Below are 24179 nucleotides of genomic sequence, written 5' to 3' on the forward strand. Positions count from 1 at the left end.
GACAGCTATTGCCGCAATCCGGGACACTCTTCGCATCCTGTGGTGTGCCCGGGGAAAGGACGCGATGCCATGTCGGAGGCTGCATCCACTCGGGTCGCCCTGGCTGACAGCACAGCCCTACTCCCGTCTCTCGCCCCACTGCTGCACGAATGGCTGCCCCGGCAGCGGTGGTTCGCCGGCAAGGGCCGGCCGATCACCGCGTTCTCGCTGGTGTCGGCGACCGAGATACTGCCGGTGGGCACCGGTTCCGTCGGCGTCCGCGCCGGGGCCGGACTGCTCCATCTGCTGGTCCGGGTCCACCAGCCCTCCATGCCCGCACAGTCGCCGGACGACTGCTACCAACTGCTGCTCGGCGTAAGGTCCGCGCTGCCGCCACGGCTGGCGTCCGCACTCATCGGTCATGTGGCCGGAGGACCGCTCGCCGGCCGCACCGTCTACGAGGGACTGCACGACCCGCGCCTGGCCGAAATCCTGCTGGAACGGTTCCGTAGCCCCGGCACCCTCGGCGCCCTGCGCTTCGGCCGGGGCGGCGCCCCCATCGCCGCGGGGCTGGCGCCGCGTGTGCTCGACACCGAGCAGTCCAACACCTCGCTCGTCTACGGCAACGCCTACATCCTCAAGATCTTCCGCCGGATCTTCCCGGGTACCAACCCCGATCTGGAACTGCCGCTCGCCCTCGCGCGCGAGGGCTGCGGACGGGTGCCCGCCCCCGTCGCCTGGTTCGAGGCCACCGCCCCGGGGCCGCTCACCCTCGGCGTCCTGCAGCCGTTCCTGCGCGGCGCGCAGGACGGCTGGCAGCTCGCCCTGCGCGCCCTCGCCTCGGGCCACGACTTCACCGTCGAGGCCCACGCGCTCGGCAGGGCCACCGCCGAGGTGCACACCGCGCTCGCCGCCGCCCTGCCGACGCCCGCCCTGCGCCGCGCCCAGACGGAGCATCTCGCCGCCGCGATGGTGCAGCGGCTGGAAGCCGCAGCGCAGGCGGTACCGGCGCTCATGCCGTACGTCCCCGGGCTGCGCACCGCCTTCGACGCGGTGGCCGCACTGGGTCACCGGGGCCGCAACTGGGCGGCCCAGCGGGTCCACGGCGATCTTCATCTGGGCCAGACGCTGCGCGCGGCCGACGGTTTCTGGTCACTGATCGACTTCGAGGGCGAACCGGCCAGACCACTGCCCGAGCGCCGCCGTCCACAGCCACCGGTACGCGACATCGCCGGCATGCTCCGCTCCTTCGACTACGCGGCCCGCTCGCACCGCCCGTGGAACGCCGAGTGGGCGGCACGCTGCCGGACCGCCTACTGCGAGGGGTATGCCAAGGCCTCGGGCGTCGACCCGCGCAGCGAGCCGGAGCTCTTGCGCGCCCACGAGACCGACAAGGCGGTGTACGAGGTGCTGTACGAGGCACGGCACCGGCCCGACTGGCTTCCGGTTCCGATGGCGGCGATCCAGCGGCTGGCCGCCGTCGCCGACTGACGGCCCGGGTGCTGTCGCCCGCCGGCGGACCCGCCGTCGTCGCACCGCACCACCGTCCGTCCCCGCCCCGCCCTGCCTCGTCCGTCCCCGCTGTTCCGCCCTGTTCGGCCCTGTTCCGCCCCGACAACACCCTCCGAGGAGGCTGTCCCTGTGACCGCCCGCAAAACGCCCGCCGCCACCGAGGTCCCCCAAGTCCCTCTGCTCACACCGGCCGAGACGGCACCTCCCGCGCCCCCGGCGGAGATGGCCACCCCGCCCTCCTCGCAACCGGCCGCCCCGGACGCTTCGGCCGAGCGGAAGAAGCCTGCGGGCAGGCGAGCCGCCGGAACCGGTGACGGTGCCGCTCCGCCACGTCTTCGCGGGGGCGCCGGCAGCCAGGGAGTGCGGCAGGCGCGCCCCCTCGACGACGGCGACCGGGGCCGGCTGCTCGCCGGTGAGCACCATGCCCCGCACGACCTGCTCGGCGCCCACATGGTCCGCGGCGGTGTGACCTTCCGGGTGCTGCGCCCGTACGCGCGGTCCGTGACCGTGCTCGCCAAGGGGCTGCGGGCGCAACTGCACGACGACGGCGACGGCCTCTTCTCCGGGCTGCTGCCGATGCCCTCACTCCCCGAGTACCAGCTCCTGGTCGACTACGAGGACAACGAGATCGAGGTGCACGATCCGTACCGTTTCCTGCCCGCGCTCGGCGATCTCGATCTGCATCTGATCGGCGAGGGACGCCACGAGGAGCTGTGGACCGCCCTGGGCGCTCAGCCCATGGAACACCAGGGGGTCGCGGGGACCCGGTTCACCGTCTGGGCCCCCGACGCCCGCGGTGTGCGGGTCGTCGGGGACTTCAACTACTGGGACGGCACCGGCTTCCCGATGCGTTCGCTCGGCGCCAGCGGGGTGTGGGAGCTGTTCCTGCCCGCGATCGGGGAGGGCGCGCTGTACAAGTTCGACATCTGCCGCCCGGACGGTTCGCACACCACACGCGCCGACCCGATGGCCCGCCGTACCGAAGTACCGCCCTCCACTGCCTCGATCGTGACGGCCTCGCACCATGAGTGGCACGACCAGGAGTGGATGGCGCACCGTGGGGACCTACCGGTGCACGAGGCGCCGTTCTCCGTGTACGAGGTGCATCTTCCGTCCTGGCGGCCGGGACTCACGTACCGCCAGCTCGCTTCCCAACTCCCGGCGTACGTACGGGATCTGGGCTTCACGCACGTGGAGCTGATGCCGGTCTCCGAGCATCCCTTCGGCGGTTCCTGGGGCTATCAGGTGACCGGTTTCTACGCCCCGACGTCACGCATGGGCACACCGGACGACTTCCGTTTCCTCGTCGACGCGCTGCACCGGGCCGGTATCGGCGTCATCGTCGACTGGGTTCCCGCCCACTTCCCGCGCGACGACTGGGCGCTCGCGGAGTTCGACGGCCGCCCGCTGTACGAGCACTCGGACCCGTCACGGGCGGCGCATCCGGACTGGGGCACGCTGGAGTTCGACTACGGGCGCAAGGAGGTACGCAACTTCCTTGTCGCCAACGCCACTTACTGGTGCGAGGAGTTCCACGTCGATGGGCTGCGGGTCGACGCCGTCGCCTCGATGCTCTATCTCGACTACTCGCGCGAGGACGGGGAATGGTCCCCGAACGAGCGCGGCGGCCGGGAGAACCTGGACGCCGTCGCCTTCCTCCAGGAAATGAACGCAACCGTCTACCGGCGCAATCCGGGCGTCGTCACCATCGCCGAGGAATCCACCGCCTGGAACGGCGTCACCCGCGCCACCCACCACGTCGGCCCCGACGGCTTCGGCGGGCTCGGCTTCGGGCTGAAGTGGAACATGGGCTGGATGCACGACTCCTTGCAGTACGTGTCGAAGGAGCCGGTGCACCGCAAGTACCACCACAACGAGATGACCTTCTCGATGGTGTACGCGTACAGCGAGAACTACGTCCTGCCGATCTCGCACGACGAGGTGGTACACGGAAAGCAGGCACTGGTCAGCAAGATGCCGGGCGACTGGTGGCAGCGGCGCGCCAATCACCGGGCGTACCTCGGTTTCATGTGGGCCCATCCCGGCAAGCAACTCCTCTTCATGGGGCAGGAGTTCGCCCAGGGCGCGGAGTGGTCGGAGGGGCACGGTCCGGACTGGTGGCTGCTCGACCCTTCGTACGAGGCGGAGAGCGACCACCGGGGCGTACGCGCCTTGGTCGGCGACCTGAACGCGGTGTACCGCGCCACCCCCGCGCTCTGGCAGTGCGACACCGTCCCGGAGGGCTTCGACTGGGTGGACGGCGGTGCGGCCGAGGACAACACCTTCGCCTTCCTGCGCTACGACGCGCACGGCTCGCCGCTTCTCGCCGTCAGCAATTTCTCCCCGGTGGTGCGGCACGACTACCGCATCGGCGTCCCGGACGTCCTCGGTGATCAGGTCGCGTGGGCGGAGATCCTCAACACGGACGCCGCGCGGTACGGCGGCAGCGACGTACACCATCCCGGGCCGCTGAAACCCGATTCGGTGGCCGCGCACGGCCGGCCCGGCAGCATCCTGCTGACGCTGCCGCCGCTGGCGACGGTCTGGCTGAAGCCGGTCTGAGTCCACCCGCGGGGCCCGCGGCCGGCTCCGGGCCGCAGGCCCCGCACCATGCCCGCTCAGCCGCCGAGCGCCTCGATCGTGCTCGCCCATGAATCGGCGCTGTGCCCCTTGGCGATCGCACGGTCACAGACGGCCTTGATCGCCTCCAGCTGGGATGTGTCCAGCCCCCTGCCGCGGGACGCGTGCAGCAGGTGATCGACACCGGCGGTCATCATGGCGAGGTTGGCACCCGCGCCGTTGTACTCCTTCGCGTCGATGTCGGCCGCCGTCCCGGTCACGATGGGCGGCAGGATGTTCACGATGGTCTGCAGATACGGGGCGATGGCGGCTGCGGGAATGTTCTCGGCCCCGGCCAGGGCGAAGGAGTGGACCAGCCCCGCCATGCTGCCGTAGAAGAAGTCCAGCATCGCCATGTCGTACGCGGCCGCGAGGGCGTGATCCGTCCCCAGGAACGGGGCGCCCGCGCCGAGCGCCTTGAGCACGGCCTCGTACCTGTCGTACGCGGACTGCGACCCGGCGTAGAAGATCAGCGCCTCCGGACCGCCGATCACCTCGACCGGCACCATGATCGCGCCCGCCAGATAGTCGAGCGCATGGGCGTCCGCCCAGGCCGCGGAGGTACGGGCGCGGTCCGGGGTGTCCGAGGTGAGGTCGACGAGGACACGTCCGGCGAGCGCGTCCGTCAACGGATCCAGGATCTGCTGCGACGCCTCGTGGTCGACGACACAGACGACCACCAACTCGCTTGCCCGCACAGCCTCTTCGGCCGATCCGGCCCGAACCGCCCCCCGGGCGACGAGCTCTTCGCCCTTGCCCGGGGAGCGGTTCCAGATGGTGGTGCGATGGCCGGCGTCCAGGAGGGCGCCGGCGAGCGCCTGGCCCATGGCGCCGAGGCCGATGACGGTGACGGTGACGGGTGTGGACGAGGTGTTCGTATGCGTAGGCATACGCACCATGGTCATCACGGCGTATGCACCCGCCAAGAACCCACTTATTTCTCAGATACCCACCAGAAGGAAAGCATCCAGGCCAGCCGGGACTCGGGCACATAGGCCGCCTTCGATCCCGAACCGGCATGCAGCATTATGTGGGCGTGATCACCATTCATCTGAAATACGAGATCGACGCCGACAAGCTTGAGGACTTCGAGGAGTACGGCCGCCGCTGGGTCGGGCTCGTCAACCGTTTCGGCGGGACGCACCACGGCTACTTCCTGCCGAGTGAGGGCGACAGCGACATCGCGTACGCCCTCTTCTCCTTTCCCAGTCTCGCCGCGTACGAGCAGTACCGCACGGACAGCATGTCCGACCCGGAGTGCCAGGATGCCTTCGAACTGGCTCGTAACACCCGCTGCATCAAGCGGTACGAGCGCCGCTTCCTGCGGCCGCTCGACGTCGCGTCCTAGGCCAGGGGCCGGGCTTGGACGACTGCCCCGAACGCCAGGACATGGCCGTGCAACTCTTCGACGCAATCGCCGTGGACTTGCTGCCCGGCGGCACGGGCGAGAAGGCCGACAGACGGCCCAGGGACCTCATCGCGAGTCCATCCACGTTCGCCAAGGCCTGGTGATCAGCTCACGGTACGTGTGATGGGACGGATTGTGCCCCGAGTGCGAGAGAGCCCAGCCCGGCGGATCGCCATGCCCGCCCACCGACAGCCACGGCCCACCACAGCCAACCCAGCTCAGCCGGCCCAACTGAAACGGGGAGGTTAATTGCTCAGGCAAAAGAGGGTGCAACGCCCTTCCATCGCGTGCGCCGCGACGGCCACACCCGCAGGTCAGGGCTGCAACCTGGTGTGTTGCAGCCCTGTGTTGCACCGCGCGTTGCACGCCATGTCCTCGCCTCAGGCGCGGCGGAACAGATGGGCGACGCGTGGACGGCATGGCTCCGGCCCGGGGCAGATGGTCGGCTCGGTCTGCGGCAGACAAGACACAAGGCTCGATGGAGCGAAAGGTACTGGGCGACTTCCTGCGAAGGCGTCCAGAGCGGGAACCTCCAACCTCAAGTTACACTCAGCTTGTATGTATAACTCTGTGTTCTCGCTTGCGTGTGTGGCCTACTGAGTCCACCGTCGTCCCGGTAAGGGGACGGCATGGGGGAAAGGTGCCTCATGGGCATCATCAGACGGGGATCCATGGGTTCCGTCATTGCGTTCCCTGTACTCGCCGGAATCGCGACGGCGCCCGCGTACGCGCAGCCGACGACGGCTGTTTCAGTCGATGACCCGGAGCCCGTGAACACGGCTCCGCCGGCCGAGCCGGAAGAGACCGACTTGGTCGACGTCACGGACCCTGAGCCCGAGCCGGAAGAGACCGTCCGGCCGAGCAAACCGGGAGACACCACGAACGGCGAGTACTGTGGCCCGACGCAGCGCATCTACACGCCCACGACCATGGGAACCAAGTACCACAAGGGTGTGGGGCCGGCGAACGCCAACTACAACGGGACATCGCGCACCGCACGGTCGACGTTCACCTCCGAGGTCACCGGTGAGGTCGGTGTGAGCATCACTGGAGAGCTATCGACCAGCGTGGACGTGATGATCGCGAAGATCGAGGGCAAGTACTCCGTCAACCTCAGCGCCAAGATGACAGCCAAGATGGGTAACCAGATCTCGGTGGACACGCCGCCGAAGAAGACCACGAACGCGAAGTACGGCGTCTACCGGCTCAAGAACACCGGTACCAGCTACACGATCTACAGCAACTGCAAGACCACAGCGAAGAAAACCGTTACCAGCTACACGCCCATGAAGGTTGGCTGGTACCTGTGGGAGAGCTGATCGCCCCGGCTCCTGCCCGTCCTTCCTTCGGCCTCGCCGCGGTTGCCATGGCCGCCGCCCTGGTGCTGACCGGATGCAGCGGCGAGGAGAAGCCCGCATCGGCCAAACCGTCCGCTTCTCCATCCGGGCATGTCAGTCCGCCGCAGACCAGCGACCGGGCTGAGCACATCAAGGGCGAGACAGTTTCCCAGGCCCCCAAGCCGGTTAATGGCGGACAGGTGCTGCTGTCCGTCGCGTCCAGGAAAGGAAATGCCGAGCTTCCTCTGTCCAAGGAGATCGGCATCGGGAGTCTGGCCATCCAGGTCAACTGCCAGGGCAAGGGAACACTCCACGTAACCGTCGAACCGGTGGGGCTCTCCTTCCCGCTGGAGTGCGTCAACAAGGAAGTCAGCAGCACCTACAATGAGATCCAACTGAAGAGAGCACGCAGTGAGGGAAGTGTGCAGGTAACGGCCCCCTCGACTGTTCTCTGGGCCCTTACTGCCGAACAGTAGCGCCAAGGAGCAAGCACGTTGAGATTGAAGGGGAGTTCGTCGGGGTCCAGGAAGTACTGCGGGAGATCCACGAACGGCAAGCGATTGCAACAGGTGGTACGGCGCCAGCCGCAATCGGAGATTGCCACCCTTTAGCCTCGCCGTTTCGCTTGGGTGTGGCGGTTGTCGAGGCGGAAACGCGAAAGTGCCTTCCTGACCTGGGACGATGAACCTTGCTGAGGGGTTCTGTCGGTCCAGGCGGAGGGCACTTTCTACGTGCACGGTATCGGGTTGCGTCCCAAGGTCTATGTCAGTACCGATGGCTCGGGAGTGGTCGGGCATGCCGGGGCACGGTTGCTGGCGGATCTTGCCGATGCCGCTGGGTTGACCGCCGCGTACTCCACCGCGCTCGGGCCGCTGCGACCTCGCGGGACCGGACACGATCCGGATCACATCACGGCCCGAAAGATCTCGGAGAACCCGACCACCGCGTCGGGACTCCGCCATGCCCAAGCAGCGAAATCACCCCGTCCGCCCGACAACTGACAAACAGCGACGTCTCATCATCCCAACCGAAACGGGGAGGTTAAGGCTTGGGTTTTCTCAAATCTCGTGAATCCGGGATCGCACGAGCAGACAGAATGAGCCGAAGCGTTGATCGTCATCGAGGGGTGGGGCACGTGTCGCTGAGGACGAAATCAGTCTGGCCGTGGGGGTACGTGGCGTGTTTGTGGGCGTTGATCTTTGCTGCATCCCACTTTTACTGGGCTGTCGGCGGCGATGTGGGGTTGAGCGTGTCCGCCGGGCGGCAGCTCGCCAACGCGCGCCCGCTGTGGTTCGTGCTGTTGGGTCTGTGGGGTGTGGGGACTCTCTGCCTGGTCGGCGCCTTGCTGGCATGGCTGCTCGCTCAGTCACATCCGCAGGGAGCGGCAAGGAGGATCCTGACGTGGTTGGGCTGGGGGGTCAGCTTCATCCTGCTGACGAGAGGCATCACCATTGAGTTCCTGCTGCTGACCGACGTCACGCAGCTGGACAGCAGCGTGAGTGCGGGGCAACGGTTCTGGACCCTGGTGCTGTGGAACCCCTGGTTCATCGCGGGTGGGCTGGCCTTCGGAATGTCCGCGCTGAAAGCCGGCAGGCGTGCCCCCTCCCCATTGCTCCAGACCGATCCGCGCTGACGCACCGTGTGTTCTCGCCGAAGCCGGCAACACTCATCGGTGACAGGCTCTATCGCTCACAACCTCGCGAGCACGGGATGAACGTGCGGGTCGTCGCGGACCCGGCGGGAAGGCTGCGGTGGGCCTCGCCCGCGCTGCCCGGCGCGGTCCACGACGCCCGTGCCGCCCGCATCCACGGCATCCTCGACACCCTGGCCGAGGCGGGCGTCCGCTGCTGGGCCGACAAGGGCTACCAAGGCGCCGGCGTGCCACGACCGGGCGGTGGCCACGTCTGGCTCCGCCGGTCGAACAGTGCTGCCCCGCGGCTCGGAACCCGAGTTCCGGGCTTCGACGGTCGGGGTTCGAGCACCGGGACCGGCTGAGTCACTCTTTCGTGGGTCGGGGAGGGAGCTGGGCCCGACGCTTGAGCTTCGGGATCCGGGCGTCGGATTCCGGGCTCCGGGATTCGAGCGCTCTTGGTTAACCGGTAGGTGAATGAAGGGGATTGGGCAAACCTCCCCACCCTCCCTGCTCCGTCACGGCCACCAAGTACGACTAATCCTGACCAGCTTGCGGCGCGCTGTCGCGGCTGCTTACGGTGCCCCCAACGAAACGACCCCGACGCGGTGTTCGAAGCACCGGGCCGGGGTCTCACCCCAAGATCGTTAGGACCCGATCTCGTGGCTACCGAGAACCTTAGCCCTGCCCTGCGTACGCCCGCATCCTCGCGCCCGTACGCAAAGGCCAACCGCGGCTACGGCAAGCGATCCGCATCGGACCAATGCCCGCCGCGCGCTGACGACTTCATGCTGCTGCCCGAGCGTGAGCGCTACATCGCCGGGTACGTCGACCATCTGCCCGACGGTGCGGCCATGGACATCAAGTCGCTGGCCAGGAGCATCCCCATGTACGGGCAGATGGCCGTCGGCAGCGCCCTCAGGGCGCTGGGAGTGGCCGGTCACCTGCGGTACGCCCAGTGCCGTGTCGAGGAGCGCGGCCAGGTCCGCTGGGTCACCCGCACCTTCTGGTCCCGCACTGCCCGGGACAATGAATGGTGGGGCGCCTTCCTGGACGCCGAGAACGACCGGGCCACCCACGAAGCAACCGCTCCCCGAGCCGGTGCTGAATCGCCGACCCCGGCCCCCGTGACACCGGCCGAGCCCGCAGCGCAGCCCACCTCGCCCGGCCCCGTACCCGTCGTACCGCAGCAGCGAACCCCCGAACCGGCCCCGGGGCAGCCCTCGCCCGCGTACCTCGCCCTGGCCCAACTGGGCCGAATCGAACCGCGCCTGTCCCTCTCCGCCGCCGACTGCGCCGTCCTGGAACCCCTGGCCGCCCAGTGGTTCACCCGGGGCGTGGACACCGACTACCTCACCCACGCCCTCACCTCCGGCCTCCCCGCCCGGGTCGGCTCCCCCATCGGCTTCGTACGCCGTCGCCTCAACGACAAGATCCCGCCCCGCCTGCCCACCACCCCTTCACCGGCCGCGCCCGGCAGCCCCGCCCGGCGCCTGATGGTGGAATGCACCGAATGCGGCACACCCGGCCCGTCCGAAGCACTCCCCGACGGCCTCTGCCGCCGCTGCCGCACACCCGCCCCGGACACCGCAATCAAGCAGGCCGCCGGAGCCGACGCAGAACGCGCCGTCCGCGGCCTCGTCGCCGAACTCCGGGGCATGCTCAAGCACGCTTGATACTCCCGCGCGTCGGCGGGCGATCAACAAGCTGAACCAGTTCACGGCCGCCGCGCACCTCACCCGGCTCCACTCGTGACGGGGAGTTATGAGAAGGAAGCGTCGGTAGTAACAACTCACCGTGCGTATCCAGAGTTTCCGATCGCGCTGTGACATTCCCCCAACGCTCCATGCCTTCCCGCCACGCCGTCCACCTGCGCATACTCCAGGACCGTCGAGCCTCGGACCGCCCGAGAAGCGATGGCCGATCGAATGGAGCTGATGGAGAAGATGACATCGAGCACGGTCTCTGCGGCAGCGGCGGGCACGTGGCTGCTCGGAGACCTCAAGGTCAACCGGATGGGCTTCGGCGCCATGCGTCTGACCGGCAGCGTTCCCTTCCACCGCGGCATCCCCGGCGACCGCGGCCAGGCGATGCGCGTGGTGCGTCGCGCCGTCGAACTCGGCGTCAACCACATCGATACCGCGGCGTTCTACTTCTCCCGGCTACGGTCCGCCAACGAACTCATCAACTCGGCCCTCGCGCCGTACCCGAACGACATCGTCATCGCCACCAAAGTCGGCCCGGCACGGGACGCCTCCGGGGAGTGGACCACTCCGGCACGGCCCGACCAGCTTCGCGGCCAGGTTGAGGAGAACCTGCGCCAACTCGGCCGCGACCACCTCGACCTGGTCAACCTGCGCATCATGGGCCAGGACTCCATCAGCGAGCACTTCGGGGCCCTCGCCGAGCTGCGGGACGCCGGACTCGTCCGTCAGCTCGGTATTTCCAATGCCCGCCCCGAGCACCTGTCCCAAGCACTGGCGATCGCACCGGTGGTGTGCGTCCAGAACCGCCACAGCATCGACGAGCCCAGCGGTGAACGGATGCTCCGCACATGTGCCGTACATGGCATCGCGTTCGTACCCTTCTTCTCCGTCGCCGGGCAGGGACACGAGGCAGGAGCTGTCCATGCCGAGCACGACAACGTCTGCGCCGTCGCCCGTACACACGGCGTGTCACCGACGCAGATACGCCTGGCATGGACCTTGCAACAAGGTGACCACGTGCTGGCCATCCCGGGGACAGGCAATCCTGAGCATCTCGTCGACAACGTGGCGGCGGGCGCACTGCGGCTGACGAAGAGAGAACTCCAGCTCCTCGACTCGATCAGCCACGCCGGATCCTGACGCCGACTACCGGCAACCCGCTGAGTACATCCCAGGACGGGATCGTCATCGCGGAGTCAGGGCCTGGCCGGGGGGCGATCCGAGCCATGGCCTGTCCGGACATCGCGCGCCGATGGGACGTGTCAAGGCCCTGGCTCGCGGCCACCGCGCGATCTTCAGGAGTAAGGCCTCATGCTGAAGATCCTGTCCACTGCGGCACGCTGGACGCAGTCCGGGACCAACGGCGGGGCACCGCGGTCCTCCCGGGGAATGCCGCTCCCTGGAGCCGGCGCTCCCTAGCTGTGGCCTGAGGTATTGGCCTACCCGGCGCCCCATGGCCGAATGCGGCACACCCGGCCCATCCGAAGCGCTCCCCGACGGCCTCTGCCGCCCCTGCCGCAGGCGCCCGGCGCCCTGGCCCCGTCACCCTCCGGGAGTGAGGGGCCTCCGACAAGGACGCGCAATTGCAACATCCGGGCCTCCTGGCGCGCTCGACGGTCTTCGACGGTCCCGAGCCGCACCAGAGGCCCTGTCTCCATGCCCACCCGGACCCGACACCACCCGACCGAGCCGCCGCACTCGACCCCGCGATCACCATGATGGGCACGACACCGGCTCCTGGCCAGGGCGTGTATCGAATGCAGCCGGGGGCCGCTCGTAGCGCACAACCACACCTCGACTGCCAATGCACCACTGCTCCCCCGGCAGCTCACCGGTCAGGCACCCCACCTCCTTCTATTGACCATGCGGTCAACTGAAATTAGATTGACCGCATGGTCAATAGCGTTGCAAGAGATGAGCTCGGGTCGGCGTCGCTCGCGAGGGTGAAGCAACTGGTAACCGCCTACGTGTTAGTGGCCTTGGGCACGCTGGTGGCCCTGGCCGTCCTGGCGGTGGCGGCACCGCATCTGGCGACCGACGAGGCATGGGGGCACGCCGTGATCGTCGCCGTGTTCGCAATCGTGCTGCCCGTGCGGACGCGCGCCGCACTCAAAGGGAGTCCCTCCGGCCTTCGTGCACTCACCATCATCGGGTGTGTCCTGCTGGTGGTGAATCTCGTCGAGGCCGCGCTGCCTGGCGTCTTCCCTGCGTGGATGCGCGGAGAGATGCTCGTCATCGCCGCGATGATGCTGACCCTTGCGATCCTGTCAATCCGGGTTCGCCGGAACAGCCGGCCAGTCGCCGATGACCAGGCCAATGATCCACAGTGACGGCATGACCACTTCGTCCTCACAAACCACAAGGCCGGGTGCACGTCGGCAGCGGCTCGACGAGAATCAACGCCGGGCACAAATCATGACCGCAGCCGTGGAGGAACTCGCCGACTGCGGTTACGACGGCCTGTCGTTGACTCGCGTCGCCGAGCGGGCCGGCGTATCCAAGGGCCTCATCTGGCACTACTTCGCCGACAAGGACGACCTGATGGAGTCCACTGCCAAGGCGACGATGACTACCATCCGCGACCGCATCGCGAACTCGCTCGACCTGACCGAGCCGGTCCCGGACATCATCCGCGCAGCCCTGCGCCGAGCTGCGGCCTTGACCGCCACCCACCAGGGAGAACTCACCGCACTCAACCACATCGCCCACAACCTGCGTCACTCCGATGGCACGCCGCGCCTGACGCCTGACGCCTACGAAGAGACCTACCAGGCACAGGAATCGCTGTTCCGACGCGGCCAAACCGAGGGAACCCTGCGCGACTTCGACACGCGCGTGATGGCCATCACCTACCAAGGGGCGATCGACATGATGATCGGGTACCTCGGAACCAAGCACTCCCACATCGCCCCTGACGACTACGCCGACAAACTCGCGGACATCCTGCTCGCCGGCATCCAGCGGAATTGATCCTGGTGGCGCAACCCCGGATTCAGCGAGCCATCTCACGACATCTCGTAGAACAGCACGAACGCGATGGGTTGTTCAGCGCAGATGTGCAGGAACTCCTTCTGGGCTGGACGGGGTACCCACGCCTGGACGATGAGCGTGCCAAGGTTCTCCGGGGCGGGCGCCTCCAGCGCGCCTGTCGTCGCCGCTGAGCTTCCCCGCCGGCAACGCGTGAGCGCGACCCCTCAGTGACACCGGCGGGCGTTGAGCCGGGCGGCCTGGCGCGTCAGGTGGTCGCGCTCGGCGAGGTTGGGTGCCTTTTGGGCCGCCTCGGCGTACAGCCGTGCCGCCGTCGCCAGGTCGCCGTCGCGCTCGTGGAGGTACGCCGCCACCGCGGCGTGGCGGGGGATGGGGTCTCCCCTGCTCAATGGGGTCTCCCCTGCTCGAACGAAGTTGAGAGCTTGGGGAAGAAGCCGAGAGCTTGGAGAAGAGTCGTCCAGCGCCGCGAGCGCCGCCAGGCCGGCGCGCGGTCCGTCGGCCTCGCCGACGGCCACCGCGCGGTTGAGCCGCACGACCGGGCTGTCGGTCAGGCGCGCGAGCTCGTCGTACCACTCGACGATCTGCACCCAGTCGGTCTCCTCGGCGGTGGGCGCGTCGGCGTGGAGTGCCGCGATGGCGGCCTGGGCCTGGAACTCGCCCAGCCGGTCGCGGGCGAGGGCCGTCTGCAGGATCTCGACGCCCTCGGCGATCGACTCGGTGTCCCACCGGTCGCGGTCCTGCTCGGCGAGCGGCACCAGGCTGCCGTCGGGCGCGGTCCGGGCGGCGCGCCGGGCGTGGTGGAGCAGCATGAGGGCGAGCAGCCCCGCCACCTCGGGGTGGTCGATCGCGGCCGCGAGCTGCCGGGTGAGCCGGATGGCCTCGGCGGCGAGGTCGACGTCGCCGGAGTAGCCCTCGTTGAAGACCAGGTAGAGGACGCGCAGCACGGTGGCGACGTCGCCGGGCTGGTCGAACCTTCCCCGAGCTCTCGGCTTCTTCCCCAAGCTCTCGGCTTCGCTCGAGCAGGGGAGGCCCCATTGAGCAGGGGATATCCCATTGCCGGAGACGGTGCGCTTGGCCCGGCTGATGCGCTGCGCCATGGTCGCCTCGGGAACCAGGTAGGCCTCGGCGATCTGGCGGGTGGTCAGCCCGCCGACGGCGCGCAGCGTGAGCGCGACCGCGGACGAGGGCGTCAGCGACGGGTGGGCGCACAGGAAGTAGAGCTGGAGCGTGTCGTCCACCGCGGGTGCGGGTCCGGGCGCCGGCTCCTCGTCGAGGAGGTTCTCACGCCGGCGGCGGGCGGTGTCCGCCCGGGCCGCGTCGAGGAACCGGCGCCAGGCCACGGTGACCAGCCAGCCCTTCGAGTCCCGCGGTGGGCCGGCCGGCCAGACGCGGACCGCCTCGACGAGCGCGTCCTGCACGGCGTCCTCGGCCGCCGCGAAGTCGGCTCCGCGGCGGACGAGGATGCCGAGCACGCTCGGCGTGAGGCTCCGGAGCAGGGCCTCGTTCATCCGGGAGGTCACTCCGTGATGGTGGGCGGCGCGGCCAGGAACGGGCGCACCTCGAGCCACTCGTGGATCGGCTTCCCGCCCGCCCCGGGGGCGGCCGACAGTTCCCCGGCCAGTTCGACGGCGCGCTCGTAGCTGTCGACGTCGATCACCATCCAGCCGGCGATGAGGTCCTTGGTCTCGGCGAACGGGCCGTCGGTGACCGGCGGGCGCCCCTCGCCGTCGTACCGGACCCACGTCCCCTCGGGGGCGAGCGCCTGGCCGTCGACGAACTCGCCGGTCCCTTCGAGCCGGGCCGCGAAGTCCTGCATGTACTGCACATGCGCCGAGATCTCCTCCGGCGTCCACTGGTCCATACAGACGTCGTTGACCGGAGCCGGGGCGCCACGGTAGTGCTTGAGCAGCAAGTACTTGGCCATCGTGATTCTCCTCGATGCTGGTGCGACCCATTCTGGTCGCGTTCACTGCGAGGACGGAGCCGGCCACGGGTTCTCGACATCGTCGTGCGAAATCGCCGTCCGAATTTTTTGGCTCTCGTGGATGAGCCTCGGTAAGCCGGGCCGATGAGTTGTTCGGCGTGGAGGGCATGCACGTCCTCGACGCCCCGCCTCACACCGTCTCGAACACGTCCTCCAGCTCCTGGAGCAGCCTGCGCTTGGGGCGGGCGCCCACCATCGACTTCACCGGTTCGCCGGAGCGGAACACCATCAGGGTCGGTGTCGCCAGCACCGCGTACCGGCTTGCGATGCCCGGGTTGTGGTCGACATCGATCTGGACGACCTTGACGCGTCCGGCCTCCTCGACGGCGACCGCGCTGAGCACGGGGGCGAGCTGGCGGCACGGGCCGCACCAGTCGGCGGTGAACTCGACCAGTACGGGGAGATCGGCCGCCAGCACCTCCGCGTCGAAGGTGGTGTCGGTGACCTCGGCCACGCCCTCTGCTGCATGAATCATCTGTCATCCTCCCAGTTCACAACGTGGTTCCGGACCGCCGGGAAGCTCTGCCGCGGCCTCCAGCTCGGCCCTCGCGAGCTGTGCGCCCACCTGGGCGCGTACCGCCTGGAGCTGCTCGATGAGCGAGTCGAGCTCGCCGAGCTTGCGCCGGTAGACGGCGAGCGAGGCGGGGCAGGCGTCGCCGGCCGGGTGACCGGCGCGCAGGCACTCGACGAACGGCCGGGTCTCCTCCAGTTCGAAGCCGAAGTCCTGGAGGGTCCTGATCTGCTGGACGAGACGCAGATCGTCCTCGTCGTACGCGCGGTAGCCGTTTCCGGCCCGCCGCGCGGGCAGCAGTCCGCGTGACTCGTAGTACCGCAGAGTCCGTGTGGTCGTCCCGGCCCGTTCGGCCAGCTCCCCGATGCGCATGTCTTCGACCGTAAACCTTTACGCGGACGTCAAGGCAAGCGCGAAGGGCCGTCGCGGGAGCTCCCGCGACGGCCCATTCCGTGTGCTGGGTGTTCGGCGCCTAGGCCTTGGCCGCGGCGTGCTCCTGGTCGCTGCCCCGCGCTTCCGGAACGGTGCCCGTGCCGTCGCCGTGGTCGGCATCCTGGTTGAGCATCTGGTCGTTCCACGGGAGCGCACCGGACAGGACCTGGTCCACCCGCTCCTTGTCGATCTCCTTGGTCCAGGTGCCGACCAGGACGGTGGCCACCGCGTTGCCCGCGAAGTTCGTCATGGCGCGGGCCTCGCTCATGAAGCGGTCGATGCCGACGATCAGGCCGACGCCGTCGACCAGTCCGGGGCGGTGCGACTGGAGGCCGCCCGCGAGGGTGGCGAGGCCCGCGCCGGTGACTCCGGCCGCGCCCTTCGAGGCGACGATCATGAAGAGCAGGAGCGAGATCTGCTCACTCGCGCTCAGCGGGTCGCCCATCGCGTTGGCGATGAAGAGCGAGGACATCGTGAGGTAGATCGCGGTGCCGTCGAGGTTGAAGGAGTAGCCGGTCGGCACGGTGATGCCGACGACCGGCCTGCTGACCCCCAGGTGTTCCATCTTCGCGATGAGCCGCGGCAGGGCGGACTCCGACGAGGAGGTGGAGAGGATCAGCAGGAACTCGCGGCCCAGATACTTCAGCAGAGCCAGCAGATTGACCCCGGCGACCAGTCGCAGGATGGTGCCGAGCACCACGAAGACGAAGATCGCGCAGGTGACGTAGAAGCCGACCATGATGATCGCGAGCGACTTCAGCGCGTCTACGCCGGTCTCGCCGACCACCGCCGCCATCGCGCCGAACGCGCCGACCGGGGCCGCCCACATGATCATGGCGAGGATGCGGAAGACGAGGCGCTGGATGTGGCCGATGCCGCGCAGGACCGGTTCGCCCGCCGAGCCCATGGCCTGGAGCGCGAAGCCCGCGAGCAGGGCGACGAGCAGGGTCTGCAGCACCTCGCCCTCGGTGAAGGCGGAGACCATCGTCGTCGGGATGATGCCGAGCAGGAAGTCCACCGTGGACTCGCTGGCGCCCGCCGCCTGCTTCTCACCGGCGGCGCGGACCGCTTCGGTGAGGTGGAGGCCCTGGCCGGGCTCCAGGATGTTGCCGACGAGCAGACCGATGGCGAGTGCCACGGTCGACATCACCAGGAAATAGCCGAGGGCGAGACCGCCGACCGCGCCGACCTTGGCGGCCTTGCGCACCGATCCGACGCCCAGCACGATCGTGCAGAAGATGATGGGCGAGATCATCATCTTGATGAGGTTGACGAAGCCGGTACCGATCGGCTTGAGCTCGACGGCGAAGTCCGGGGCCGCGAAGCCCACGAGGATGCCGAGGCCCACGGCCGCGATCACGGCGAGATACAGGTAATGCGTACGGTCCCGCTTGGCGGCTACCACTCCCACGGGGTTCTCCTCGGCTCGTCCAGGTCGCTCCCCCGTCCCTGGGGGGCTTGGTGACTATCCCGCCCCCCTGTGACGGTGGTCACTGTTACGTGCATTTCGTTCATATGTTTTCGGCCAGGCAGACTGGGGCCATGCGTCTCCCCCGCCCCCGTACCCGCCCTCGCAGCCTGGCCGGCCAGCTCTTCGCCATGCAGGTGGTGCTGGTGGCGGCCGTGGTGGCGGGGTGTGCGTTCTTCGCCTACGTCTCCGGCAGCGCACAGGCGAAGGAGACCGCGACCCGGCAGGTCAGGACGGCGGCGCTGGCGATCGCCGACTCGCCGTCCGTACGGGAGGCGATCCGTACCCCGGACCCGTCCGCCGTGCTGCAGCCGTACGCGGAGAAGGTCCGCAGGGACACCGGGATCGCCTTCGTCACGATCATGAGCCCGGACCGGATCCGCTGGACGCACCCCGACGCGGACCAGATCGGGGAGCCCTTCCTCGGCCACACCGCGCGGGCGCTGCGCGGCGAGACGTTCGCGGAGACGTACACCGGCACGCTCGGCCCGTCGATCAGGGTCGTCACCCCGATCCGGGACGGCGGCAGGATCACCGGTCTGGTCAGCGCGGGCATCACGGTCGAGCGGGTCTCCTCACAGGTGCGGGCACAGCTCGGGGCGCTGGGGCTGGCGGCGGGCGGGGCGCTGGCGCTCGGCGGCATCGGAACGTATGTGATCAACGCCCGGCTCCGGCGGCACACGCACGGCATGAACGCCGCCGAGCTGAGCCGAATGCACGACTACCACCAAGCCACGCTGCACGCGGTGCGCGAGGGGCTGCTGATGCTCGACGGGCGGCGCAGGATCGCGCTGATCAACGACGCGGGCCGGGAGTTGCTCGGGCTGGGGCCGGGTGCGGTCGGGCGCAGGATCGCCGACCTCGATCTGCCGGCGCCGCTGACCGGTGCGCTGCTCTCCTCCGAGGAGCGGGTCGACGAGCTGCATCTGACGGCGGACCGGGTGATCGTGGTCAACACGCGCCCGGTGGTGGGCGGGGAGCAGCGCGGTACGGTCGTCACGCTGCGCGACCACACGGAACTTCAGGCGCTGTCCGGCGAGTTGGACTCGGAGCGCGGGTTCACCCAGGCGTTGCGCTCACAGGCGCACGAGGCGGCGAACCGGCTGCACACGGTCGTCTCGCTGATCGAACTCGGCCGGGCCGAGGAGGCGGTGGGTTTCGCGACAGCCGAACTGGAACTGGCCCAGGCCCTCACCGACCGGGTGGTGGGCGCCGTCGCCGAACCGGTGCTGGCGGCGCTGCTGCTCGGCAAGGCGGCGCAGGCGAACGAACGGGGGGTGGAGCTGGTGCTCGCGGACGACAGCCTGATCGACGACGGCGCCCTGCCCGCGACTCTGCCGCCACGGGACCTGGTGACGATCCTCGGCAATCTGATCGACAACGCGGTGGACGCGGCGTCGGAGGCGGCGACCGGTACGCCGGGCCCCGGAGCCGTGCCCGGCCGGCGGCAAGCGGTGCCGGTGAGGGCCGCCCGCGCCCGGGTCACCGTCACCGCGCTCGCCGGGGAGGGCGAGCTGCTGCTGCGGGTCGCCGACACCGGGGCCGGGATCGATCCGGACGACGCCGCCGAGGTGTTCGACCGGGGCTGGTCGACGCACGGCGCGGGCCGGGGGATCGGGCTGGCCCTCGTACAGCAGGCGGTGCATCGCAACGCCGGCACGGTGGCGCTGGACCGCGGCCCGGACGGCGGTGCGCAGTTCACGGTGCGGCTGCCGCTGGCCGGCGGCAATCGCACGACGCACACCATGAAGGAGGCCACCGCATGATCCAGGTGCTGGTCGTCGAGGACGATCCCGTCGCCGCGGACGCCCATCAGCTGTACGTGGGCCGCGTCCCCGGATTCACCGTGGCCGCGGTCGCGCACTCGCGCGCGGAGGCGGTGCGGGCGCTGGACCGTACACCGGTCGATCTGCTGCTCCTGGATCTGTATCTGCCCGACGGGCACGGTCTGCAGCTGCTGCGTTCGCTGCGTGCGGCCGGGCACTCGGCGGATGTCATCGCGGTGACGTCGGCGCGTGATCTGACGGTGGTCCGGGAAGGGGTGTCGCTCGGTGTCGTCCAGTACGTGCTGAAGCCGTTCACCTTCGCCACCCTGCGCGACCGGCTCGTCCGCTACGCCGAGTTCCGCGCGGCAGCCGGTGAGGCGAGCGGTCAGGACGAGGTGGACCGGGCGCTGGGCGCACTGCGCGCGCCACAGCCGACCCGGCTGCCGAAGGGGCTGAGCGGCCCGACGCTGGAGGCCGTCACCCGCGTCCTGCGGGCCGCCCCGGACGGAGTGACGGCGGGCGCGACCGGGGTGGAGCTGGGCATCTCGCGGATCACCGCGCGCCGCTATCTGGAACATCTGGTGACGGTGGGGCGCGCGGTACGCAGCCCGCAGTACGGTCAGATCGGGCGCCCGGAGCTGCACTACCGGTGGGTGTCCCAGGGGCGCTGACCCCGTACGGCACTGGCCAGGAGGGTGCTGCGCCGCCAGCGCCGGAACAGCCCGTACACCGTCTCCCACGGCCCATAGCGTTCCGGCAGGTCCCGCCCCGGGATGCCGGTGCGCGTGCGGAACCGTATGCCGTTGATCAGCTGCCGCTTGCTGTGCACCGACGGCCGACCAGACTTGACGCCCTTCGGCAACAACGGTTCCAGCACCGCCCGTTGAGTGTCAGTCAGATCTCCCAGAGCCACGAGAGGTGATCATCGCAGGACCTTGATCAACTTTCGAAACAGGTCATGGCGGCTACTGGCTCAGTGTGGGGTAGTAGGTCAGCTGGTACGCCGACAGCTGGGAGACGGCCAACTGGCCCCCGCCCCGGCAGATGGGGCAGACGCGTCGCCTGCCGCACTGGCGGCAGTTACTGCGCCCATGAGGCTCGCTGGGCACCCAGCCGCGTCCACCGCAGCCGTGGCAGGCGCCGAGGCCGTCGCACTCGTAGCAGAGCACGTAGCCGGGCGTGAGGGTCTCGGGCGTCCGGACCGGCTCCGGCCACTGGAACTCCTCCGGCTCGCGCAGGGCCAGGGCAGGGGTCTGCCCGCTGTAGAGCACGGCCGAGCTGTGGTCGCCCGTGCGGACTTCGATGCGGGTGCCGTCGGGGCGGCGGGCGGTGAGGACGTACGTGCGTTTGGTGCCGTCGATCTCCTCCTGGGGCCCCGCGACGTCCCAGTCGGCCGGGCCGAGCAGGCCGGCCGCCCGGGAGGCGACGTCGGCAGCGCCGACCCCTTCGGGGCGTTCCCCACGGAACACGGCCGAGTAGCTGTAGCGCAGAGGCTCGTGCCAGTCGGCGACATTCGGCTCGTCGAGGAAGAGGAGGCCGAGGTCGGCGCCCGGGGTCAGGTCGTCGATCAGCTCGACGAGCTGCGCACGCAGGGCACGCCCGAGCCGGTCCAACTCCTCACGCGCGCCTGGTATTTCTCCCACTGGGGCCCCCTCTCTCTCGCTTGATCACGGGCATCCTATGCGGGTGAGAACACAGGCAGAGGCCCGTACCCAGCTGCTGCAGCACTTCACGGAGACGCTCCGTGCGCTGCCCCCGGAACTGTCGCTGGCGCTGCGGCATCCGGACCTGCCCCACGCGGGCCTGCACCGCGGGGTTGTCCTGTCCGAGGACCTGAACCATCCCGATGACGGCTGGGCGACCTTCGACATCCGGTACTGGGTGCTGGGAACCACGCCGGACACCCGCGACCGGTATTTCGACCTGGTGACGGGGGTGTGGCGCGAGTGGGGCTGGGCGACGCGGGACGGAGGGACTGCCCGTACGCGCACGGGTTGGGCGGACACCCCCGACGGCTACGGCCTCGCCCTCACGCGGAGCGTGAACGGCTACCTGAGCATGGCCGGCTCGACACCGCTGTTCCTGCGGGACTCGGTGGTGGGGGAGCCGATGCCGACGCGGATCGCTTGGCGGGACGGGACGCAGAGAACATGACGAAGCCCTTCCCCCGGTGGAGGGAAGGGCCTCGTGAGCGAGCGCTGGGCAGGCCTTGCACCTGCATTTCCCCGCAGGAAGCGGGGCGTCTTTCCTTGGACCACCAACGCAGCTTCAGCCGCCGCGAGTTGCGGCGAACTTCCAAGATCAACTATACCGCATGCGGCCGCCGGCCGGCCCCGGCCATCACGGAGGCGGTTGAGCGGCAGACCCGTGCGATGCGGGCGCTCAGTGAGACCGCGACGACCAGGCCGACTTCGACTTCGCCCGGCCGGACGGCGCGGCGATCGGCTCGGTGGTGGCCATCCGGTTCAAGCGCGGCGGGCCGCGCTCGCGGTGCTCGTGCTGCCGACGGGCGAGCGCGCTGAACATCTCCACCAGGGCGTCGGCGGCGGCCCGGGGCGCCCGCACCCGGCCATCCTCATGAAGGGGCCCGACATCGACGGCTGCCCCTACTCCTGGGACGGGCTGAAGCCGATTCTCACCCAGCGGGCCGTCAGCGGTCTGCGGATCAGCCTCCGGCCCGGATCGGCGGCCGAGCTCCCGCCGCTCGTCCTGCCCGGTTCCGCAGCCAGGCCGGGGCGGGGAGGGGGTTGGTAGGACGTTCCTACGAGCCGTGATATCGGTGGAACACACCGTAGTCAGAGGGCGTGTCGACTTCTACGGTGGGGCCGTGCACCCCTCCCCGCCCTTCAACGCCCCCGCCGCGCGTCGACTCCGCGAGGCCCTGGGGATGCTTCCAGGCCATGTCGCCTATGGCCTCGGAGCCCAGTACGGGCTCCGTATCAGCGCCGAGACGGTTGCTGCCTGGGAGCGCGGGCTCGCCGTCCCGAGCGAGTACGAAATCACGGCACTGGCCGGGGTGTTGTGGTGCTCGGCGGGCGAACTGCTGACCGCCGCGCGCACCCTGCGGGAGCACCGGGTGGCCCGGGAGCTGGCCGTCGATGAGCTGGCGCGTCTGCTGGGGCTGACCGCCTCCGCGTATCTGCGGATGGAGGAGGCGGGGCGCTGGCGCGGCAACGAACGCCAGTCCGCGGTGCTCAGCGAGGTACTGGGGCTGACGGCCGCCGGGGTCGTGACGGTGTCGGGCCGGGACGAGGAGCTGGCGAAGCTGTTGCGCAGTGCGGTGACGACGCGCTGGCAGGCCCATGTCCGGCCGCTGGCGAAGCTGGTGCCGTTGGAGCGCGGGTTCCTGCAGGACGTGCTGGCACAGCTGCACGCCGACTACCAGGCGCTGATGGTGTCGACGCTGAGCTGGAACAGCACGGGTACGGAGCGGGCCGGGGCCACGGGCGATGCGGGGCGGGAGTTCCTGGCGCAGATCATGGAACGGTTCTGGCGGACGGCGGGGGTGCAGGGGACGAGCGTCTGAGACGCCTGTCGGGTGACCTCCGATCGGATAGCGGACGCGGTCTGGTACGTGCGATTCCAAGGCGGAGGAGGGAGTCGACGCGAAGGGGGTCCCCCCATGCCTTCAGCTATGGGGGAGTCGGTGACTGACGACAACGCGGGAAGCGTGCGTGCCAGGGCGTGGCCGCCCGGTCGGAGGTCACCCGACAGGCTCTGAGCCACCGGACCTCCGACCGGCCGTGCGTTCTCAGCCGCCGGCCGTGTCCGAGGCCACCGGGTCGAAGGAGAACAGGCTTCCCCGGTCCACCCCGTCGCAGCCCAGCTGCACCATCTCGGCGTCGCGCCTGCTGCTGCCCGCCTTGGCGCCGACGCACAGGTGGGTGTGGGCGGGGCGGATCCGGTACCCCTTGACGGGATGGCCTTGCGGCTCGATCCAGAACGCCTCCGCGGAGCCGCGCTTGCCGCACTCCTGGTCCTGCATCAAGGCTCCGGCCTCCCGCATCCCGTCCCAGATACCTGTGCAGCCGAGGCCGAAGTCCGGGTGGTCGGTCACAATCCGCCAGACGCCGTCGCCCAGCGGTCTGAGGGAGAAGGCCGGGATCGTCTCCTCGTCGCACGGCACCTGGTAGATCCGGCCGCTGTCGGTTCCCCGCTTCTCGGAGAGGCAGAGCCCGGAGTGGACGGACCGGATCTGCACCGTCCGCCCCGCCACGGGTCCGGCGACAGGGGCGGGTCCCGGCCGTTCGTCGCGTACGAGGAGGGCGACGGTCACCGCGGCGGCGGCAAGCACCAGGAGGGAGACGGCCGCCACCAGGAAGGTCCGGGGCCGGCGACGGGCAGGGGGCGGGCCGGCGGGCGGGCCGGCGGCCGGCTCGGGTGACCGCAGGGCCGGCGTACCCGGGACCTCCCCGGCCTCATCCGTACCGGCCTCGTCCTCACGTGCATCCGCAGCGCCGGCCCGCTGCCCGTGCACGGCGAGTTCTTTGCGCACGCCGAGCCAGTCCTCGATCTCCGTGGGCCCGCAGCCGCAGGCCCGCACGAAAGCGGCGAGGAGCTCTTCGCGCGGGACCGACGTACGCCCGAGCATGTTGGCGATCGTGGAGCGCGGCAGGACGTCCCCGACCGCGCCGGCCCGCAGCGTCAGCTCGCGGAACGTCAGACCGGACGCGTCCTTGAGCACCCGTAACAGGGCGATGAACTCGGCCGCACTCCGCGCCTCCCGAGGATCCGGAGTCCTGCCCTCGACCACCATGCGCTGTGTCCCTCCCCTGGGATCCGTGCCCGGACAGAGTTGGGACATGTCCGGGACAGGGATAAGCCTTGTTGATCCGGGCC

General features: G+C 69.5%; 26 protein-coding genes and 2 pseudogenes. 18 read left to right on the forward strand and 10 right to left on the reverse strand.

From position 1 onward, the window contains the following. Nucleotides 1-69: 69 nt before the first annotated feature. Nucleotides 70-1470 (forward strand): phosphotransferase, encoded by a 1401-nt coding sequence (locus ACIPEK_RS04190; RefSeq protein ID WP_401990385.1) that lies wholly within the window; start codon nucleotides 70-72, stop codon nucleotides 1468-1470. Nucleotides 1471-1620: 150 nt separating this feature from the next. Further along, nucleotides 1621-4053 carry a 1,4-alpha-glucan branching enzyme gene (gene glgB, locus ACIPEK_RS04195; protein WP_401990388.1) on the forward strand — a complete coding sequence of 811 codons (2433 nt, stop codon included), beginning with the start codon at nucleotides 1621-1623 and terminating at the stop codon, nucleotides 4051-4053. A 56-nt stretch (nucleotides 4054-4109) separates the two neighbouring features. Here glgB and ACIPEK_RS04200 read toward each other — a convergent pair whose 3' ends face one another. Continuing rightward, nucleotides 4110-5000 carry an NAD(P)-dependent oxidoreductase gene (locus ACIPEK_RS04200; protein WP_401990390.1) on the reverse strand — a complete coding sequence of 297 codons (891 nt, stop codon included), beginning with the start codon at nucleotides 4998-5000 and terminating at the stop codon, nucleotides 4110-4112. Between the two features lie 146 nt (nucleotides 5001-5146). Here ACIPEK_RS04200 and ACIPEK_RS04205 point away from each other — a divergent pair, with 146 nt between their 5' ends. The 11 genes and pseudogenes from ACIPEK_RS04205 to ACIPEK_RS04255 all read left to right on the forward strand — a co-directional run bounded on the left by ACIPEK_RS04205 (nucleotide 5147) and on the right by ACIPEK_RS04255 (nucleotide 13161). Next, a complete protein-coding gene (locus ACIPEK_RS04205; RefSeq protein WP_327278023.1) occupies nucleotides 5147-5458 on the forward strand; it encodes an NIPSNAP family protein in 312 nt (103 codons plus the stop codon). Between the two features lie 14 nt (nucleotides 5459-5472). Further along, nucleotides 5473-5622: a hypothetical protein gene (locus tag ACIPEK_RS04210; RefSeq protein ID WP_401990393.1), complete on the forward strand. Its 150-nt coding sequence runs from the start codon at nucleotides 5473-5475 to the stop codon at nucleotides 5620-5622. Nucleotides 5623-6189: 567 nt separating this feature from the next. Continuing rightward, nucleotides 6190-6837 (forward strand): hypothetical protein, encoded by a 648-nt coding sequence (locus ACIPEK_RS04215; RefSeq protein ID WP_401990396.1) that lies wholly within the window; start codon nucleotides 6190-6192, stop codon nucleotides 6835-6837. Next, nucleotides 6825-7331, forward strand: a complete 507-nt coding sequence (locus ACIPEK_RS04220) for a hypothetical protein (RefSeq protein ID WP_401990399.1) — start codon at nucleotides 6825-6827, stop codon at nucleotides 7329-7331. Before ACIPEK_RS04215 ends, ACIPEK_RS04220 begins: the two co-directional genes overlap by 13 nt. A gap of 225 nt (nucleotides 7332-7556) precedes the next feature. Beyond that, nucleotides 7557-7766, forward strand: a pseudogene (locus ACIPEK_RS04225) (IS1380 family transposase); the annotation flags it as partial. 224 nt (nucleotides 7767-7990) lie between these two features. Then, the gene (locus ACIPEK_RS04230; protein ID WP_401990402.1) at nucleotides 7991-8488 is read left to right on the forward strand and encodes a DUF3995 domain-containing protein; all 498 of its coding nucleotides are present in this window, start codon (nucleotides 7991-7993) and stop codon (nucleotides 8486-8488) included. A gap of 68 nt (nucleotides 8489-8556) precedes the next feature. Continuing rightward, nucleotides 8557-8733 (forward strand): annotated as a pseudogene (locus ACIPEK_RS04235) (transposase family protein); the annotation flags it as partial. A gap of 414 nt (nucleotides 8734-9147) precedes the next feature. Next, entirely contained in the window at nucleotides 9148-10161 is a 1014-nt protein-coding gene (locus ACIPEK_RS04240; protein WP_401990405.1) for a MarR family transcriptional regulator, read from the forward strand. Between the two features lie 270 nt (nucleotides 10162-10431). Then, nucleotides 10432-11331, forward strand: coding sequence for an aldo/keto reductase (locus ACIPEK_RS04245; protein ID WP_401990784.1), 900 nt, complete (start codon nucleotides 10432-10434; stop codon nucleotides 11329-11331). A gap of 803 nt (nucleotides 11332-12134) precedes the next feature. Further along, nucleotides 12135-12521: a hypothetical protein gene (locus ACIPEK_RS04250; RefSeq protein WP_401990408.1), complete on the forward strand. Its 387-nt coding sequence runs from the start codon at nucleotides 12135-12137 to the stop codon at nucleotides 12519-12521. A gap of 4 nt (nucleotides 12522-12525) precedes the next feature. After that, a complete protein-coding gene (locus tag ACIPEK_RS04255; protein WP_401990411.1) occupies nucleotides 12526-13161 on the forward strand; it encodes a TetR/AcrR family transcriptional regulator in 636 nt (211 codons plus the stop codon). A gap of 224 nt (nucleotides 13162-13385) precedes the next feature. Here the strand turns inward: ACIPEK_RS04255 and ACIPEK_RS04260 are convergent, their stop codons facing one another. The 5 genes from ACIPEK_RS04260 to ACIPEK_RS04280 all read right to left on the reverse strand — a co-directional run bounded on the left by ACIPEK_RS04260 (nucleotide 13386) and on the right by ACIPEK_RS04280 (nucleotide 17511). Further along, nucleotides 13386-14687, reverse strand: a complete 1302-nt coding sequence (locus tag ACIPEK_RS04260) for an RNA polymerase sigma factor (RefSeq protein WP_401990787.1) — start codon at nucleotides 14685-14687, stop codon at nucleotides 13386-13388. An 8-nt stretch (nucleotides 14688-14695) separates the two neighbouring features. Next, complete coding sequence (locus tag ACIPEK_RS04265; protein ID WP_401990414.1) at nucleotides 14696-15103, reverse strand: YciI family protein; 408 nt, start codon at nucleotides 15101-15103, stop codon at nucleotides 14696-14698. A gap of 190 nt (nucleotides 15104-15293) precedes the next feature. Next, nucleotides 15294-15638, reverse strand: a complete 345-nt coding sequence (trxA, locus tag ACIPEK_RS04270; protein ID WP_401990417.1) for a thioredoxin — start codon at nucleotides 15636-15638, stop codon at nucleotides 15294-15296. Between the two features lie 3 nt (nucleotides 15639-15641). Continuing rightward, nucleotides 15642-16046 (reverse strand): MerR family transcriptional regulator, encoded by a 405-nt coding sequence (locus ACIPEK_RS04275; protein WP_401990420.1) that lies wholly within the window; start codon nucleotides 16044-16046, stop codon nucleotides 15642-15644. A 100-nt stretch (nucleotides 16047-16146) separates the two neighbouring features. Then, nucleotides 16147-17511, reverse strand: coding sequence for a cation:dicarboxylate symporter family transporter (locus ACIPEK_RS04280; protein ID WP_401990790.1), 1365 nt, complete (start codon nucleotides 17509-17511; stop codon nucleotides 16147-16149). 137 nt (nucleotides 17512-17648) lie between these two features. Here ACIPEK_RS04280 and ACIPEK_RS04285 point away from each other — a divergent pair, with 137 nt between their 5' ends. After that, complete coding sequence (locus tag ACIPEK_RS04285; RefSeq protein WP_401990423.1) at nucleotides 17649-19340, forward strand: ATP-binding protein; 1692 nt, start codon at nucleotides 17649-17651, stop codon at nucleotides 19338-19340. Then, entirely contained in the window at nucleotides 19337-20011 is a 675-nt protein-coding gene (locus ACIPEK_RS04290; RefSeq protein ID WP_383070729.1) for a response regulator, read from the forward strand. Before ACIPEK_RS04285 ends, ACIPEK_RS04290 begins: the two co-directional genes overlap by 4 nt. Here ACIPEK_RS04290 and ACIPEK_RS04295 read toward each other — a convergent pair. Further along, nucleotides 19984-20253, reverse strand: coding sequence for a transposase (locus ACIPEK_RS04295; RefSeq protein ID WP_401990426.1), 270 nt, complete (start codon nucleotides 20251-20253; stop codon nucleotides 19984-19986). The genes ACIPEK_RS04290 and ACIPEK_RS04295 overlap by 28 nt on opposite strands. Before the next feature lie 52 nt (nucleotides 20254-20305). Continuing rightward, nucleotides 20306-20983 carry a hypothetical protein gene (locus ACIPEK_RS04300; protein WP_401990429.1) on the reverse strand — a complete coding sequence of 226 codons (678 nt, stop codon included), beginning with the start codon at nucleotides 20981-20983 and terminating at the stop codon, nucleotides 20306-20308. Between the two features lie 43 nt (nucleotides 20984-21026). Here ACIPEK_RS04300 and ACIPEK_RS04305 point away from each other — a divergent pair, with 43 nt between their 5' ends. Continuing rightward, on the forward strand, nucleotides 21027-21494 hold the full coding sequence (locus tag ACIPEK_RS04305) for a hypothetical protein (RefSeq protein WP_401990431.1): 468 nt from the start codon (nucleotides 21027-21029) through the stop codon (nucleotides 21492-21494). A gap of 228 nt (nucleotides 21495-21722) precedes the next feature. Here the strand turns inward: ACIPEK_RS04305 and ACIPEK_RS04310 are convergent, their stop codons facing one another. Then, nucleotides 21723-21905 (reverse strand): hypothetical protein, encoded by a 183-nt coding sequence (locus tag ACIPEK_RS04310; RefSeq protein ID WP_401990434.1) that lies wholly within the window; start codon nucleotides 21903-21905, stop codon nucleotides 21723-21725. A 12-nt stretch (nucleotides 21906-21917) separates the two neighbouring features. Between ACIPEK_RS04310 and ACIPEK_RS04315 the strand changes: the two genes are divergently transcribed. After that, a complete protein-coding gene (locus tag ACIPEK_RS04315; RefSeq protein WP_401990437.1) occupies nucleotides 21918-22094 on the forward strand; it encodes a hypothetical protein in 177 nt (58 codons plus the stop codon). Nucleotides 22095-22227: 133 nt separating this feature from the next. Further along, a complete protein-coding gene (locus ACIPEK_RS04320; RefSeq protein WP_401990793.1) occupies nucleotides 22228-22866 on the forward strand; it encodes an XRE family transcriptional regulator in 639 nt (212 codons plus the stop codon). A 225-nt stretch (nucleotides 22867-23091) separates the two neighbouring features. On the opposite strand, the gene ACIPEK_RS04325 is transcribed toward ACIPEK_RS04320, so the two are convergent. Next, nucleotides 23092-24096, reverse strand: a complete 1005-nt coding sequence (locus ACIPEK_RS04325) for a helix-turn-helix domain-containing protein (protein ID WP_401990440.1) — start codon at nucleotides 24094-24096, stop codon at nucleotides 23092-23094. Between the last annotated feature and the right edge of the window lie 83 nt (nucleotides 24097-24179).

It is taken from the genome of Streptomyces sp. NPDC088246 (assembly GCF_044741025.1).
In the GTDB taxonomy this organism is placed as follows: Bacteria; Actinomycetota; Actinomycetes; order Streptomycetales; family Streptomycetaceae; genus Streptomyces.